8 protein-coding genes are annotated in these 18,179 nt (G+C 39.0%); 6 read left to right on the forward strand and 2 right to left on the reverse strand.

The features are described 5' to 3' along the window. Nucleotides 1-8 precede the first annotated feature (8 nt). The 5 genes from HCX49_RS17065 (at nucleotide 9) to HCX49_RS17085 (ending at nucleotide 9,354) form a co-directional block, all read left to right on the forward strand. Nucleotides 9-1,586, forward strand: coding sequence for a RagB/SusD family nutrient uptake outer membrane protein (locus tag HCX49_RS17065; RefSeq protein WP_168127721.1), 1,578 nt, complete (start codon nucleotides 9-11; stop codon nucleotides 1,584-1,586). Between the two features lie 298 nt (nucleotides 1,587-1,884). Beyond that, nucleotides 1,885-2,463, forward strand: coding sequence for an RNA polymerase sigma-70 factor (locus tag HCX49_RS17070; protein WP_132769655.1), 579 nt, complete (start codon nucleotides 1,885-1,887; stop codon nucleotides 2,461-2,463). A gap of 66 nt (nucleotides 2,464-2,529) precedes the next feature. Beyond that, on the forward strand, nucleotides 2,530-3,675 hold the full coding sequence (locus tag HCX49_RS17075) for a FecR family protein (RefSeq protein WP_168127722.1): 1,146 nt from the start codon (nucleotides 2,530-2,532) through the stop codon (nucleotides 3,673-3,675). 250 nt (nucleotides 3,676-3,925) lie between these two features. Then, nucleotides 3,926-7,348, forward strand: coding sequence for a TonB-dependent receptor (locus tag HCX49_RS17080; RefSeq protein ID WP_168127723.1), 3,423 nt, complete (start codon nucleotides 3,926-3,928; stop codon nucleotides 7,346-7,348). Nucleotides 7,349-7,359: 11 nt separating this feature from the next. Beyond that, nucleotides 7,360-9,354 carry a RagB/SusD family nutrient uptake outer membrane protein gene (locus HCX49_RS17085; RefSeq protein WP_168127724.1) on the forward strand — a complete coding sequence of 665 codons (1,995 nt, stop codon included), beginning with the start codon at nucleotides 7,360-7,362 and terminating at the stop codon, nucleotides 9,352-9,354. Nucleotides 9,355-9,643: 289 nt separating this feature from the next. On the opposite strand, the gene HCX49_RS17090 is transcribed toward HCX49_RS17085, so the two are convergent. After that, the gene (locus HCX49_RS17090; protein WP_168127725.1) at nucleotides 9,644-10,363 is read right to left on the reverse strand and encodes a YoaK family protein; all 720 of its coding nucleotides are present in this window, start codon (nucleotides 10,361-10,363) and stop codon (nucleotides 9,644-9,646) included. A 170-nt stretch (nucleotides 10,364-10,533) separates the two neighbouring features. Beyond that, nucleotides 10,534-14,613 carry a hybrid sensor histidine kinase/response regulator transcription factor gene (locus HCX49_RS17095; RefSeq protein WP_132769663.1) on the reverse strand — a complete coding sequence of 1,360 codons (4,080 nt, stop codon included), beginning with the start codon at nucleotides 14,611-14,613 and terminating at the stop codon, nucleotides 10,534-10,536. Nucleotides 14,614-14,947: 334 nt separating this feature from the next. Here HCX49_RS17095 and HCX49_RS17100 point away from each other — a divergent pair, with 334 nt between their 5' ends. After that, nucleotides 14,948-18,151: a SusC/RagA family TonB-linked outer membrane protein gene (locus HCX49_RS17100; protein ID WP_206368566.1), complete on the forward strand. Its 3,204-nt coding sequence runs from the start codon at nucleotides 14,948-14,950 to the stop codon at nucleotides 18,149-18,151. Nucleotides 18,152-18,179 lie beyond the last annotated feature (28 nt).

An 18,179-nucleotide genomic window follows, 5' to 3' on the forward strand; every position in this document is an offset into this window, starting at 1 on the left:
GAAAAAAAATGTTACGTAAATATAAATACATCATATTGGCATGTGCCTTAGGGTTAGCTTCTTGCGAGTCATTAGACCAACAGCCATTAGACCGATTAAGTGAAAAAACGTTTTGGACGTCAGAAAAAGAAACACTTTTTGCAGTAACGGGATTATATAATGGATGGGAGTCCGGCAGCCAGATCTTTTACATGGATTGTGCCTCAGACAATTCACATAATGATTTTTCACACGAAGGCTTTCAACAAATCGGTAATGGATCATTCAACCCGACAAACCCAGGTAATGCGAGTTCAAGATTCACCTACACACATATTAGGAGAGCAAACTGGATTTTAGAGAATATTGATAAAGCTCCAATTGCTGCTGATTTGAAGAAAAGATTAACAGCAGAAGTAAAAACACTGCGCGCTTATCGATACTTAGATTTAGCCATTCTTTTCGGAGATGTGCCCTTAATAACCAAAACCTTAGCCATAGAAGATTCTGCCGTTCCAGCTAACCCGAGGGCAGAAGTATTTAAATTTATCGAAGATGAATTAATAGCTGCAGCAGCAGATCTACCTGTCGTTCAAGCAGAAAAAGGAAGAATGACAAAAGGGGCAGCCTTAGGTTTTTTAGCTAGAACATATGCTTTTCAGAATAAACATGCTGATGTTTTGAAGGCAACTCAACAAATCATAGATTTCAACCATTATCAATTATTTAATGACTATGCTAATCTGTTTGAGGCCGCTAACGAAAATAACTTAGAAGTCATTTCAGATATCCAATATATAGAAAATACATTTGGTTATACTGAGCTAGGTATTATGATGCCGAATACCATCGGGGGTTGGAGTTCAATTATTCCTGTCCAAAATCTTGTGGACGCATATGAAACGAAAGACGGAAAAACCATTGCTTCCTCTACGACTTACAACCCTGCCAAACCATATGATAATAGAGATCCAAGACTAGCTGCTACTATTGTATACCCTGGAGCATTGTATGCTGGAAAATACTTCGACCCATTAGGCGATACCAAAGATCACCCAGCAAGTGCAGATAACGCATCTAATTCAGGATATAATTACCGTAAATATCTTCAAAACCCTTCATCTTATAGTAATGTGTGGAATGTAGGCGTGAATATTATTGTACAAAGATATGCGGAGATTTTACTGCTAAATGCTGAAGCTAAAATTGAACTAAATCAAATAAATGCTACAGTTTATGATCAACTGAACAAGGTAAGAATAAGAGCAGGTTTACCAAAAGTAAATGAATCCGAATATGCCTCTCAAGCTAAGCTAAGAGAGCTGGTTAGGCGTGAATTTAGAGTTGAATTAGCAGGTGAAGGCAGACGTAGATTTGACATTATACGTTGGGGTATTGCCCAAGATGTAATGAATACAACTGTTTATGGAAGTTTATCTAAAGGATCAGTTAATTCGACTACAGGTGAAGTTACTTTTACAAATTTAACCGATAGATTCCTAGTGGAAAAAAGAACGTTTACTGCTGGTAAAAATGAACTTTGGCCGATACCACAAAGTGCCATTGATGCAGGAAAAGGAAGTTTAGTTCAAAATAAAAATTATTAAATAAGCATTTATCAAATACAAAAAGACTGCCTCTACTTATGTGGGGGCAGTCTTTTTTTTGCATTTTCGAACCGAAAGATTTATATCTAATCGTATCATTATTGTAAAAGACTATTACTACAAATAAATTTAAACTCAATAAATCCGATCCGCAAAACAGCGTTAACACTCGCCACATGCATACCTATAAAAAACTAATTTTCAAAGCAATAACAAGATTGAAAACCATATATTATGTACTACATAATTTGTGATTTATAAAAATACTACATATATTGGGTATCTAGAAAACCGCTTTATGAAAAACACTCAATTTGGGGATGACGAGCTATTGATAAAGTTGAGGGATAATGACCATTCAGCACTTACCGCTATATACAATAAGTACTGGAAAAACTTATACCAATCCAGTTACCGTATACTACAGGACCATGACAAATGTGAAGATGCCATTCAGGAAGTATTTGTGAACCTCTGGGAAATCCGTTCAAAACTGTTCATTAAAATATCTTTAAAATCATATTTATACGCATCTGTACGTTATGAGGTACTGAGACAATTGAGACGTAAGACTATTACAGAAGATATTGTAAATTTTATGGATACGCTGAGCACCGATAGCAATCAAGAACTATTGGAATATAAGGAACTCGATCAACAGATCAATCAGATTATCGATGCACTTCCCTCCCGTTGCCAAGAAGTTTTTAAGTTAAGCCGTCTGGAGCATCTTTCACATAAAGAAATTGCTGAAAAATTGGCCATTAGCACGAAAACAGTTGAATATCATATATCAAATGCGCTACTATTCTTAAGGAGTAATCTGGGAAAAACCCTCAGCGTGGAGTTATTTATGGTTCTTCTACTCCATCCTTAAAAAAAATCAATTTTTGCCTAGGGATAGATCATCCCTTTTACTCATATATACATATAACCATAAATTTTGACACAAAAAGAAATTCTAGCATTACTGGATACGTATCTCGCAGGTGAAACATCTTTCGAAGAAGAACAGCTATTGTCCAGATTTCATGAGACCTATGGTAAGGGAAAAGAATTGGACGAAGCATTCTTTACAGATGAGCGCCGATTGGCGATTTTATCCAAGATTGAAAATCAAATCCATTTTCAAAAGAGCAGATTTATAAATTGGAAACGATGGTTTCCGGTAGCTGCGGCAGTAATAATCATGCTGAGCATTACTGGAATGCTTTATTTCAATCAAAAGCTTGAAAATACTTCCAAAGTAGACCTGTCTCAACAAGCTGAACAGATCATGCCAGGAACGAATAAAGCCATCTTAAGACTTGCGGATGGAACCACTATTTCACTTGATGATAGCAATAGCAGTAATCTGACATTGTTAAAAGAAAAAGGTTTGACGGTGAAAAGCAATCATGATGGCCAGCTCCTGTATATCATTGCGGATACAAAAGCAAAAGGATTGAAAGGTACCAATAGCATAGAAACACCTCGTGGGGGCAAATATGAAGTTTTACTTCCAGACGGAACACATGTCTGGTTAAATTCAGCATCTTCTCTCTCGTACAATTTAGATTTTAGCCACCAAAGAAAAGTACAGCTGCAGGGAGAGGCATACTTTGAAGTGGCAAAGAAAAAAGTTCCATTTACTGTGCAGCACGGCATGCAGGAAATCCAGGTTTTAGGGACCCATTTTAATGTAAATGCTTATGAAGATGAAAGCTATTCAGAAACAACCCTGCTAGAGGGGCAAATTGCACTTCGATCATTACATGGAAAAGATGAAAAAACCATTCTCATGAGGCCCAATTTTAAAGTAACGACCGATCATCATTCTGGCCTATCAAAACATAGCATAGCTGATATAGAATCTGTTATGGCTTGGAAAAATGGTGATTTTCTATTTGAAGATCAAGAATTGGCGTCCATATTACGTGTCATTGCAAGATGGTATGATGTAAAAGTGGATTATAATTCACTTCCAAGAACACGATATACACTACAATTATCCAAGCAAGTACGACTTTCAGATGTATTGAAAATGCTGGAAAAGACAGGACCGGTCAAATTCCAATTCAAGCAAAATACGATAAAAGTTGAAAAATAATTATCCATTCAAAACCTACTAAAAAATATGCCTATGATAAAAAACAACTAAACAAACACCTAAAAACAAAAAAATCCAGTTGCACCGCCATGCAACTGAACCAATTAAAAGGTAACCAAATAAACTTAAAGTATTACTAATCAATCACCTAATGAACAAATGTATAAATAAAATGATGCATTGTAGGGAATTATTTTTCATTTTTTTGAAGGAAATCCCTGCAATCTTATGTAATGGTTTTTTCCTAAAAATGAAAATAACAACTTTCCTTATTATTGTGAGCTTACAGGTTTCCGCCAATGTACTGTCGCAAGAAATAAGCTTAAGCGTAAAAGAAGCCCGCTTAAAAGAAGTACTCGTCAGTATTCGCAAACAGACAGGAATCAGGATGGTTTATAATACTGAATTAATCGGCAAAGCAAAACCTGTTTCTGTAGATATAAAAAGACTGCCGCTACAACGTACCCTGGAACTGGTATTAGCAGAACAACCCTTTGATTACGAATGGAATGGCAACACAATTTTGATTAAGCCCAAATTGGAAACCGCTAAAACTGTGATAACAGAACCTGTACAAACACAGTTGGTTGTTTCCGGTAAAGTGTATAAATCCGGCAATAGTCCTCTATCAGGAGTAAGCATCAGAGAAAAAGGGACAAATAATGGTACGACTACAAATGAAAATGGCACATTCACACTAACAGTAAAAGATGCCAGATCAACCTTAGTTTTTAGTTATGTAGGCTTTAAAACAATCGAAAATATCGCTTCAGCGCAGATGAGTATCACCTTGGAGGAGGACGCTTCTGCCATGGACGAAGTTGTCGTCGTTGGCTATGGCACACAGAAAAAAATAAATTTGACGGGTTCCGTCTCTACGGTCAGCGCAAAGCAACTTGAGTCCAGACCTGTGCAAAACTTAGGACAGGCCCTACAAGGAATGGTACCGGGACTAAATCTGCAAACTGCTGGTCTAGGTGGCGAACTTAACCAAACCATGAGTGTCAATATACGCGGAGCAGGTACAATCGGTGTTGGTTCCTCTTCATCTGTATTGGTATTGATCGATGGAATGGAGGGCGATATGAATGCGCTAAATCCTCAGGATATCGAAAATATATCCGTTTTAAAAGATGCTGCTTCAGCCGCTATATATGGCTCTAGAGCTCCTTTCGGTGTTATTTTAATTACAACAAAGGCAGGGAAAATCGGAAAACCGGTGGTCAATTACAACAACAATATCAGGTTAAGTGCACCACGAGGTTTACCAACCATGCTGGATTCTAAAACATTTGCTTACTATTACAATGAGGTCGCAGCGAATGATGGCGAAGCGGCCAAATTTTCACAAACTGTCCTTGATAAAATCATTGCCTATCAAAATGGAGAAATCAGTACCGTCTCCACAGCGGGTGCAGATGGAAAATGGCAGTACTATACCGGATCGAACGCCAATACCAACTGGTTTGAAGAATTTTATAAAAACTTCTCCACTTCACATGAACATACCATGAGTGTGAACGGTGGATCAGACCGTGTTAAATATTATTCTTCACTGAATTATATGGATCAGGATGGTTTAAATAAATATGCAAACGATAATTTCAAACGTTTTTCATTTGCTACAAAATTAGATGTCAAAATTTCCGATAAGCTAGATCTATTAACAAATACCCGGTTTGTAAGAGAAGATTTTGATAAAGCAACGCATATGAATGACCTTTATTATCATAATATTGCCCGACGCTGGCCAACCGTTCCTGTACGCGATGATAATGGATTCTTTTCAGAACCTTCAGAAATAAATCAATTACTGGACGGAGGACGTACCAACTACCAAAAAGACTTTTTATATCAGCAGATCCAATTAAAATATCAACCGGTCAAAGGTTGGAATATCACCGGTAATGTCAATTACAGAATCACCAATAGGAATGATCACGGGGAAATTTTAAAAGCTTATGCTTATGCAGTAAACAAAGAACCTTTCCTTGTTCCGGTCGGATACAACAGTGCTGGCGGAACCAGTGTCGGGGAAACTGCTCGAAAAGATGAATACTTCAGTACCAATTTATTTTCAGACTATAGTTTCAATATTGCCGAAGACCACCAGTTTACAGTTCTGGCAGGATTCAATTCAGAATTGAATAAGTACAGAACGCTAGGAGGGACTATGAGCGGTTTGATCACAGACGATATCCCTACGTTAAATACCGCAACATTAGACCCGAAAACCAATGGTGGTTATCAGCACTGGGCTATTGCAGGATTTTTTAGCCGGGTCAATTATAGCTATAAAGACCGTTACCTATTGGAATTAAATGCCCGTTACGATGGTTCATCTCGATTTCCGACAGACTTACGATGGAATCTCTTCCCCTCATTTTCTGCAGGCTGGAATATTTCCAACGAAGCCTTCTGGCCTCTAAAATCTGAAATATCACTATTCAAAATTAGAGGATCTTATGGAGAACTCGGTAATCAGGGAACAGACAACTGGTATCCTTTCTATTCCATCATGCCTGTTACAGCTGGACAAGGTAGCTGGTTACTCAATGGTGTGAAACCAAATTCGGCAAGTGCTCCAAATTTAATCTCCTCTTCTTTAACCTGGGAACGTGTTTCCAGCTGGAATCTAGGATTGGATGTCGCGGCTCTCAACAATCGTTTAGGACTCGCATTTGATCTCTATAAAAGAAATACCTATGACATGATTGGTCCAGCACCCGATCTACCTGCGATTTTAGGAACAGCGGTACCTCGCATCAATAATTCAGAAATGTACTCTAAAGGGTTTGAAGTTGAACTTTCATGGAAAGACGATATCGGAGATTTCAACTATGGCGTACGTGCTGTATTATCAGACGATCAACAGACCATCACAAAATACCCTAATTCAACCGGAAATTTTACCCAATGGTATAACGGTAAAAAGAACGGAGAGATCTGGGGTTATACAACGCTAGGTATCGCACAGACTCAGGAGCAGATGGATGCACATATTGCGAATACCAAACAATCCTTCGCTACCAAATGGCAAGCAGGAGATGTTATGTATTTGGATAAAAATGGAGATGGACAAGTAAATAATGGAGCAAATACCTTGGCCAATCCTGGTGATATGAGCATTATCGGCAATAGCCTACCCCGCTTTAGATACAGTTTAGATCTTACTGCCAATTATAAAGGATTTGACGTTAGGGTATTTCTTCAGGGAATTGGAAAACGGGATCACGTGCCCAACGGACCTTATTTCTGGGGTGCCAATGGCGGTATGTGGCAATCCGCAGGTTTCCAGGAAAACATGGATTTCTTTAGGGACGAGAATTCAGTGATGGTACAGAACGATGTGCTGGGGATCAACACCGATGCCTACCTACCAAGACCTTATTTCAACACCCAAAAGAACCAGCAGACCCAGACACGATATATACAGAATGCCGCTTATCTACGGTTAAAAAATGCGCAGCTCGGCTATACCTTCAACCCAACTTTATTATCAAAGATCGGACTGTCAAAAATCCGTGTATATGCTTCCGGAGAGAATCTATTGACATTTACAAAAATGGCAAAAGTATTCGACCCAGAGACGGTAGGTTTAGGAGGATGGAACGATGGTAAATCATACCCGTTCTCAACCATCTATTCTTTTGGATTAAGTGTGAATTTTTAATGATTTGAATAATGAAAAAGAGCTATATAAATAAGATACAACAACTCTGCGCAGCGGTACTTGCCTTTAGTACATTATTATCCTGTAATAAATATTTGGATAGAGCACCTTTATCCGAGGTAACACCCTCAGAGTACTTAAATACAGAAGCTGATCTCGCTGCATATACCATTACCCGTTACAATTTCCCAACACATGGAGGTTGGGGATTGGGTACATTTGCTAATGATAACGGGACAGACAATCAAGTAACTTCGGGTTATGCGACACGTTGGGTACCTGGCGAATGGCGGGTAGGCGCTACAGGTGGGGACTGGGATTTTACGAATATCCGTCAGGTCAATTATTTCCTCGAATCGGTAGTTCCCAAATGGAAAAGTAACAGCATAACCGGCAATAAGCTCAATATTGAGCATTATATCGGTGAAGCCTATTTCTTACGGGCTTACGAATACTTCAACAAAGTACAGGCATTGGGAGATTTCCCTATCTTAAAAAATACCGTAAAAGATAATCTGGAGGAATTAACCGTCATTTCCACTCGTAAACCGCGAAATGAAGTTGCCCGTTTTATCATCGCAGATCTGGATTCAGCGGCTACTTTACTCAGTACAACAACTGCTTCCGGAAAAACTCGGATCACCAAAAATGCAGCACTATTGTTAAAATCCCGTGTGGCACTGCATGAAGCTACCTGGTTGAAATACCATAAAGGAACTGCTTTAGTACCCGGCGGACCAGGATGGCCAGGAGCAAAATCAAATCCTAATTTTGCCATGAACATCGATCAGGAAATCGACTACTTCCTGACACAGGCCATGGAGTCTGCACAGTTGGTAGCAGATGGAGTAGCTTTGGTAAACAATACAAAAGATAATGGCTTTAATTCATCCAATAATCCTTATTTCAAAATGTTTGGAGATTTTGACCTAAATGCCTATAGTGAAGTGCTTCTTTGGAGACAGTATAGCCTACCTTTGAATGTTACACATGCTGTCAATCATTACATGAACAGAAATGCAGGGAATTCGGGTTATGCAAAAGGATTAGTCGAAAACTTTACCATGGCAAACGGATTACCGATTTATGCCGCAAATTCAGGATATAAAGGCGATAATTTAATCAGCGATGTAAAAATTGACCGCGATAACCGTTTACAGATCTTTATGAAAGCTCCGGGAGAGCTAAGCTATACCGATCGAAAGAATACCAATGGGCAAGATATCGCAGAGGGAAAACCGGATATTTTGGGTATTGCTGAAACTCGATATGTAACAGGTTATGCCCTTAAGAAAGGATTCAATTACCTGATTGCACAATCCGAAGGTGCAACAAGCACCACCGGTTCTATTGTATTCAGAGCCGTTGAAGCTTACTTAAATTATATCGAAGCCAGTTACCTTAAAAATGGTTCGGTCAATGCTAAGGCGCAGGCATACTGGACGCAAATCAGGGAGCGTGCTGGAGTCAACACCGACTATATGAATACGGTCAATAATACCGATATGAATATGGAAGCAAAAGGTGATTTCGGGGCCTATTCTGCCGGACAATTATTATCGGATAAAGTTTTATATAATATCCGGAGAGAAAGACGCCTGGAATTAGTTGCTGAGGGCATGCGCTTTGCAGATCTAAAACGCTGGAGAGCATTAGACCAACTTGCGGCAAAACCTTATATTGTTGAAGGCATGAAAATATGGGGACCTATGCAAGAATGGTATAAAGATGAAAAAGGAGTTTCATCGTTGATACAGCCAAATACTGCAGGAAGAACAGCCAATGTTTCCCTGCAGTCTGAAAGCAATTATCTTAGACCTTACCGCATCAACTTAGCGGCAACCAATTTAGTCCTCGACGGGTATAAATGGATCAGTGCACATTATTTAAATCCAATTGCCATGAGCCACTTTACCATAACTTCACCAGACGGTTCACCCGAATCTTCAAGCATATACCAAAATCCAGGCTGGCCATTAATGGCTAATCAAGGAGCAACAAATTAAGCATACTGAAGTACCGTACTGCATACCAGCAGTATGGTACTTTTTTTATACAGAAACATTCTGAAAGAAAAAAGAACAATAGATCACTCCATCTTGCCGGACCAAGAACTCTATTATGTATATACAGAATATTTTAGAAAACAACTTAGGCAAACACCTGTCGGCACTCGAATTGTCTCTTATTGGAGCGGATGGGAAGAGGTCTCCAATAAGTTTTGATCTCGAACATACTGCATGTAGAGGTTTACTCAACTTTTGAAAAAAAATCATTTAGGCTGCATTTGTTTATTTAATCATGGCTTCCCAGCTTTTTTCTTCTGAACCGGTAATATCCCAAAAGGATGCGGTCAAAATAAAGTGCAATCAATAATATGAGTATAGGTAAAAGCAACGTTTTTCGGTCAAACCATACATATAAAAATGCTCCTATAATTCCACCAAGGAAAAATCCACCAATAATGATTGCCTTGAGTCCAATAGCCCCCCTCAGAAGTTTCCGCTCATTACTTTTTTTGTAAAAAATCATTTGCGATAATTCTATACCTAGATCAGTAAACAGTCCCGTCAGATGAGTCGTACGTACCACAGAACCTGATATCTTTGTGACAAGCGCATTCTGCAAACCCATCGCGACCAATAATAAACAAGATAGCCAAACTGAGTAATCATGTAAACAGAAAGTAACAACTGCAAGAAGAGAAATTTCAATAGCAAGAGGTAATGTGTAAGAAAAATGAACAGTATCTTTAGAAGTCATTTCTAAGGTTGTATTTGCCAGGAAAGCACCAAGGAAAAATGAAATCACATAGAGTATGCTCAAGAAAGCTAACCCATAGTTATTCCGAAAAAGCTCTTCAGAAAAAAAGGCAAAGTGCCCTGTTACATTTGTCGTCAATGTCCTAAAAGAAAGAACTCCTACAATATTCACTACACCAGAAACTACGGACAATAATGCTGCCAGCTGCACATTGTGTACAAAATTCCGTCCCTTATCTCGATGTCTAAACATGATGATCAATCCACATTGTAAAGATACAAAAAATCAATCTCAGCAAAAGAAATGTGATTTATCTTTAAATAGTTACTTAACAGACTTACTTCATAACCTACTTAGCTGAATACATAAACTTTTGATGGCCCTTATATTTCCACAGTCAATCTTTCTCATCGGCACAGATCTTAATGAGTCAGTAGTCCATCTAGCGCATAGGATTTCTTTAAATGAGGATAGCGTTTTCGATATTCTGATGGGGTACAACCAAAAAGCTTCGTAAACTGTTGCCTAAAATGCTTAACATCTCGAAAACCAACTTGATAAGCAGATTCATTTACATTCGCTTTAGTCGTAATTAAAATTTGTGCAGCTCTACGAAGTCGGATGTACCGAATAAATTCGTTAGCAGATTTTCCTGATATCGCTTTAATTTGTCTATAGAGATTCGAATGGCTCATCCCCATGGTTTCGGCGAGCACTTTTACCGTAAAATCTTCTTCCAACAAGTGTGCTTCAACCGCTTGGATCACTTTCTCCAAAAACTCTTTATATTCAACCGGAATTTTGTGGTCATTCGATTGCAACGTTATATGGCTATGGAAGTATTCATGCAGACGATTCCTATTTTGAATCAGATTATCCACACGTGCCATCAGCATGTCTTTATCAAACGGTTTAGTAATATAATCATCAGCCCCCCCTTCAATCCCCTTCAACTTTATTTCGGATGAGGAACTTGCCGTCAAAAGAATTAAAGGGATATGACTCCACTGATTACTTTTCTTAATTTTATGACAGAGATCAATCCCCGAACCTCCCTCCATCATAATATCACTGATGATGATATGCGGTTCTATTTTTTGTAAAATTGCAACAGCCTGCTCCCCATTTTCAGCCTGCACGACATAAAACCTATCTTGAAACAGTTTATAGATATAATTTCGAATATCAGCATGATCATCCACCAATAGTATGATTTCTCGTTCTATCGAAATTGATGTATCTGATCCCTCGAGATAATGACTATTTTTACGGTCGGCCTTTTCTGCCATAACCGGATCGTTTAGCCCCATCGTTTCCCGAGAAGAAAAAGCACTATTGGAAACTTCTAAAATATGATCCTCATCATTAAGAATAGCATGCTGTGGCAGGTCAACACAAAAAGTCATGCCTCGATCAGCATTGGGGTAATAGCTGATTTCACCCTGATGTATTTCCACAAATTTTTTGACTAAAAATAAGCCTATTCCAAAACCTTCCTTTACCGTATTGGAAGAAGAGAAGTCACGCTGAAACGGTTTAAAGATATCTTCCTTCAGCAGAGTCGGAGTACCGTTACCCGAATCCGATATTTCAATGCGAATACCTGTGACCGTACTATTCATATGCACGGTCACCATACCCCCACCTTGTGTATATTTTAGGGCATTCTGCAATAGATTAAAAAAACAGATTTCCAATTTTTCAAAATCTCCATAACATGGATAAGCCTCGATATCAGTTTTCAACGTATAGCTTATATTTTGCGAATGTGCGATTTGCCGAAAACACAGAAAAACTTCCTGAACCAAATGCACGATATCCAGAGGAACAAGAGATAGTTCATCAAAGTTTCCTTCGGATTTTCTGAAGAGCAATAATTTATCGACCAGATTCAGCAATCTCTTGGAATGACGATATACGTCCTGAAGTTCTTCGTAATCTGTTACACGATCTTCACTATCCTTCAGCAATTCTTTAATTGGATTTATAATAAGAGTAAGCGGCGTACGTATTTCGTGCACGATATGCGTAAAAAATGTGACCTTCTTCTCTGTAAGTTCATTTTCTTTATCACGTTCAAACTCAGCGGCCTTCAATTTCGTTAATAATAAAGCTCGATGTCGTACATACAGAAAATAAAGATACAGTGCAGCGACAACACACATTCCATAACCTGTATAAGCCCAGCCTGTACGCCACCATGGAGGCAAGATTTGAATCACAATAGTACGCTCACTAGGATTCCACTCACCATTTGCATTCGTCGATTTAATTCTTAGCGTATAAATTCCTTCTTTAAGGTGCGAATAATATGCTGATCGCTGTTTATCCACATAATTCCAATCCTTATCCCATCCTTCAAGAAAGTATGCATATTTAATCCGATCTGAAAAACTATAATCTAATGCGGCAAATGAAAAGGACAATACCGCCTGATTGTAAGGGATGGTCAATTTGCTAATGGCATTGAGAGGACCTGTGCCATAACGTTTATCAGTACCATACGGATTATTATTAATCTGGAGTTGTGTCAATTTAAGTGCAGGAAAAACAGTATGGACTAAAAGGTCACGCGACTGAAACAAATTGAATCCCCGAATGCCTCCAAACACCAAATGTCCATCAGACAATTTCAGCGCGGCATTGTAATTAAATTGATTGCTTTGCAATCCATCAGATGTATAGAAATTTTGGAATGAGCGCACTTTGGTATCAAATTTTGATAGCCCATGATAAGTCGATATCCACAAATTGCCAAAATCATCATTAAGTGCGTTTAATAAAGTATTACTTGGCAATCCCTCTTTCTCTGTATACGTTTTAGATTGACCCGTCGCTATATTAAAGTAACGTAGTCCTCCCCCTTCCGTACCTATCCATAAATGATGACGATCAGCCTTCTTGATAAACCGGACAGGTGTGCCCACTGCATATGTTTTAAAGCGCCTTGTTTTCAGATCCAAGCGGATCAATTCAGACCAAGATCCCATCCAGAGGATATCTTCCTTTTCTTCAAAAAACGTCAGCACATCATATATCGGTAAGTTTAAAGGTTTAAACTGATCTTCCGCTACATCAAAAAGATAGACCACTCCTCCGCCCAAAGTCGATGCCCAGATTCGTTTTCGGCTATCTTTAAACAAGCGCCAAGCTGCTGCATTTACATATTCGGTTTGGGGATAATAGCAGGTATAGGATTTGATCTGACCGCTAGTCATATCTAATTTAAAAATACCAGAATCATAAGTCCCGATCCATAATTGATGATGATCATCCTGAATAAGTCCCGTGACAAATGCGCGCTCTGATAATAGTCGGGAAGTATTGGGATATGGTACAAAGACTTTCTGTTTTAAATTCCACTTCAATAAGCCAGAACCATCCGTACCGACCCAAATATGATCATTATCCGCTTGCTCTAGCACAGAAATAAAATCTCGGGAACTTACCTTCTTATCCGGTGAATGATGTTTTACCAATTGAAATTTACCCTTCTGCGGATCGATCACATTCACTCCACCGCGTATCGTACCTAGCCATTTCCGACGCTCATTATCTTCATAAATAGCAACAACAGCATTACCGGTTAGTTGTTTTTCATCAAAACCCGTATTCTTTTCGATTTTTTTGGTATCCACATTAATCTTCTGAATGCCATCACCATCGGTACATACCCAAATTTTACGATCCTGACCAAAATATAGATTAACAATCCGCTTATTACTTAAGCCATTTACAAAACTGTAGTACTGAAAGGCATTAGTCTGCCAATCATAGTAAGTGACCGACCAACCATTTGAAAACCAGACCCCCCCATCACTAGAAGCAGTCATCAATGTTGCGTTAAAATCTCCCTGTACAAGAACTTGAATGCAGTTGTTTTTACGGTCATATATCGCTAATCCCACCCCATGTATCATCAACATTAATCTTCCATCGAAAGTTTTACAGATCGAACTTACACTGTACGCTTGATCAATTACTTTTCCTGAAATATATAAAGGGACAGTATGTGCTTTAAGACCTTTTGCGGTGTTCTTGATCGTCAATAAACCCGCTTTTCCGGAGGTAGCAAAGAGTTGACCATCGTTATCTTTCTCGAGCTGATGGATGGAAAAATCAATAGGTTGCATTTCCAAATCGCCTTTAACCAGATCTGCCCGAGTAAAATGATTGCGATCCATGTCAAAAACCCCCAATCCGCCTTTGGTTGCAATATAGAGATTACCAGTTTGATCTTCAAGAATATCGGTGATGCGATTGTCGGGAAGCGATTTATTCTCTAATGGATTATTTTTAAAGATTTTAAATTCATAGCCATCAAAACGATTGAGGCCATTGAAAGTTCCAAACCACATAAATCCATCTTTATCTTGATAAATATCGGTCACAAAATCATTGGACAAGCCATGATCGATCCCCAGATATTCGATGGATGACTGCGCTCGTATATCAAAACATAGCAATAAAAAAATAAGAAGGCATAATAGATTGTACCTCATAATTATTGGCGTAAATGATTGGTTTGTATAGCTATAAATCTATGTAAAAAGCAGACTTTTTACAAGTGTTAAATTAACATTTAATAATTGTAAAACCAATTTTGCCTGTGTTTTAAAGAAATAGGTCTCCCTTGTCTTCTAAACAGCTAAAAAAAACCATTTAGCACGAAATATTGAGGTAGAGAAAATCTTCACATTAAAATCTCAACACTCCAATTATGCTGATTTTCCCCCTTATTTTTGACCAAATCCCCCCCAATTTAATCAAAAGATAGTTGCGATAATTGTACATCGAGTAAAAATACTCACCAATTTATAACCAAACTAATTATTAATGAAAAGAGGTAAAGTGCTTAAAAAGCGTCTTGGAATTTGGATATTTCTAATGACGTTAAGCTGCTATGTTGCCACAGCTCAACAAGTCCGTGTGACGGGAAAGGTCTCGGGTAGTGGCACCCCAATACAAGGGGTTACTGTAGGAGTTCTAGGTAGCGAATCAAAAATACTGACAGATGCACAGGGGATGTATGCTATAAGTGCCAGTAAAACCGCAACCTTGGTTTTTACAAGTGTAGGCTATACACGTCAAGAAATAGCATTAGCAGAAAAAAAAGTTGAATCCAATAATACCATCTTACTGGATGTCATACTTCAGATGAATGAGAATGTGATAGAAGATGTAGTTGTCACCGGTTTTGGGCAACGCGAAAAAAGAACATCCGTTGTGGGTTCAGTAACGACGATTAACCCAAAAGAATTAAAAGGGCCAACGAGTAATCTGACGACCATGCTAGCAGGACGTGTAGCTGGTATGATTGCATTTCAGCGCAGTGGAGAACCCGGATCTGATAATGCCAATTTTTTTATCAGAGGGCTGGGTACATTTGGTACCGGTAAACAAGATCCGCTGATCTTGATAGATAATGTCGAATCATCCCCAACCGATATGGCACGTTTACAACCGGACGACATTGCCAGCTTTTCAGTCCTACGTGATGCCAATGCCGCCGCGATGTATGGCGCGCGCGGTGCGAATGGTGTCGTACTGATCACCACAAAACTAGGCTCCGAAGGAAAAACAAAATTTGAATTTCGTTCAGAAAACAACATTTCCACCAACACCAGAAATTTTCAGTTTGCCGATAACATTCGGTATATGGAAATGGCCAATGAAGCTTATCTGACACGACCTGCAGATGCTTCGAGCGGCCAGGGATTGCCCTATTGGCAAAGTAAAATCGATCATACCCGCGCTGGAGATAACCCGCTATTTTATCCTAATAATAATTGGATTGATCAGCTGATCAAAGATTATACCCTCAATCAGCGAAACAATTTAAATATTTCAGGAGGCGGTGCCAAAGCAAGGTATTACTTAGCAGGAACTTACAATATCGACAACGGAATTCTGAAGGTTGATGGCATCAACAATTTCAATAACAACATTAAATTGAAAAATTATTCAGTCCGTTCCAATGTCGACATCAACTTTACTCCGAGTACTACAGGAATTGTACGGGTCTACGCCCAATTTGATGATTATAATGGCCCTATAGGTGGTTTGGACGAGAATAACAACCGTATCAATGGTGGTGCCGTCACCTTTAGACGTGCAATATGGTCAAACCCCGTGATGTTTCCAGCGCTATATCCATCTTCGTATATGCCTTACATGAACCATCCCCTATTTGGCAATGCACTAAATCGAAACGGAGGTCTGTTTGTGAATCCTTATGCCGAAATGGTACGTGGCTATCAGGAATTCAACACCTCGACCATTATGCCACAGATTGAATTACGTCAAGACTTAAGTGCTATCGTACCGGGTCTGAACTTAACGGCTATGACCTACTTAAAACGATACGCTTATTTTGAAGTGAGCAGAAGGTACAATCCATTTTATTACTCGGCATCATCAAATGCTGATGGCGACCTGACACTGCGTGTCATGAACGACGGCTCTCAAGGTTCAATAGGCCCTGTTGGAACAGAATATCTCGATTACTCGGAATCTGACAAAGAGGTCAATTCCATGTTTTATGCGCATGCTATTGCCAATTACAACCGCGGATTTGGCAAGCATAATGTCGGAGCCACCCTAATTGGATTGCTTCAAAATTCATTAAGTGGCAATGCCGGATCGCTACAACTGTCTTTACCAGCGCGTAATATCGGTCTTTCTGGTAGATTTACCTACAATTTTGATGATCGTTATATTGCCGAATTTAATTTCGGTTATAATGGATCCGAGCGATTTGCAAAAGCAAGACGCATGGGTTTCTTCCCTTCCTTTGGTCTATCTTATAATATTTCAAACGAGTCGTTCTTTGAGCCACTCCGTGACGTGGTCAATAAATTCAAACTACGTGCTACGCATGGATACTCCGGAAATGATCAGATCGGTAGAGCACAGGATCGTTTCTTCTATCTTTCAGAAGTTAACATGAATGCCGGTGAAATTTCTTTCGGAGAACTGGGGGGCTATAACAGACCTACTATTGCGATCAACCGATATGCCAATGAAGCCATCACATGGGAAAGATCTCGCCAGACCAACTTCGGGATGGATCTGAGTCTATTTAATGCAATTGAATTAAATATTGACATTTATAAACAAATCCGCAGCAATATACTCACAAATCGGTCTTATATCCCTAGCACAATGGGCCTAAGAGCCCCTATCGTGGCAAATACTAATAAAGCAGAAAGCAAAGGTATGGATCTGACATTGAGCTATAATAAAAACTTTATGAACGGTTGGTATCTTCAGGGAAGAAGCACATTAACCTATGCCGTCAGTAAACGCTTGATCGTTGATGAACCGGCTTATCAAGAGCCTGGACGCTATACCGTCGGAACCTCCGCCTCACAAGAATTCGGATATATAGCTGAAAGACTCTTTGTTGACGATCAGGAAGTATTAAATTCTCCCGTTCAATTTGGCAAACCTGGTATTGATTATTTAGGGGGTGATATCAAATACAGAGACATCAATGGCGATGGCCAAATTACCGATTTAGATCGTGTAGCCATTGGCTACCCAACCACACCCGAACTGATTTATGGGTTTGGAGGTACAGTGGGCGGTAAAGGACTCGATTTCAGTTTCTATTTTCAAGGTTCAGCAAGATCTTCATTCTTTATCAATCCTGAAAACATCTCTCCCTTCTATCTCAACGGAGGTTCTCAAAATGGACTTCTAAGCGTAATCGCTGATAGCTACTGGAGTGAAGAAAACCGAGATCTATATGCTTTCTGGCCAAGATTAAGTGAAAATATTGTTGCCAACAACAACCAAAGATCCACATGGTGGATGCGTAATGGATCATTCTTAAGATTAAAAACTGTTGAAATCGGCTATACTTTCAAAGAAAGTTTAATGAATAGACTTAAAGCAAAAAATCTGCGGATTTATGCCAATGGAATGAATCTATTTTCGATCAGTTCCTTTAAAATGTGGGACGTAGAAATGGGTGGACGAGGTATCGGCTATCCGATTCAAGCCACCTATAATATTGGCTTACAGCTTGGTTTTTAAACATTACAAAATGATAAAACGCTCATGA

Origin of the sequence: Sphingobacterium sp. B16(2022), assembly GCF_012030425.1 — a bacterium.
In the GTDB taxonomy this organism is placed as follows: Bacteria; Bacteroidota; Bacteroidia; order Sphingobacteriales; family Sphingobacteriaceae; genus Sphingobacterium; species Sphingobacterium anhuiense.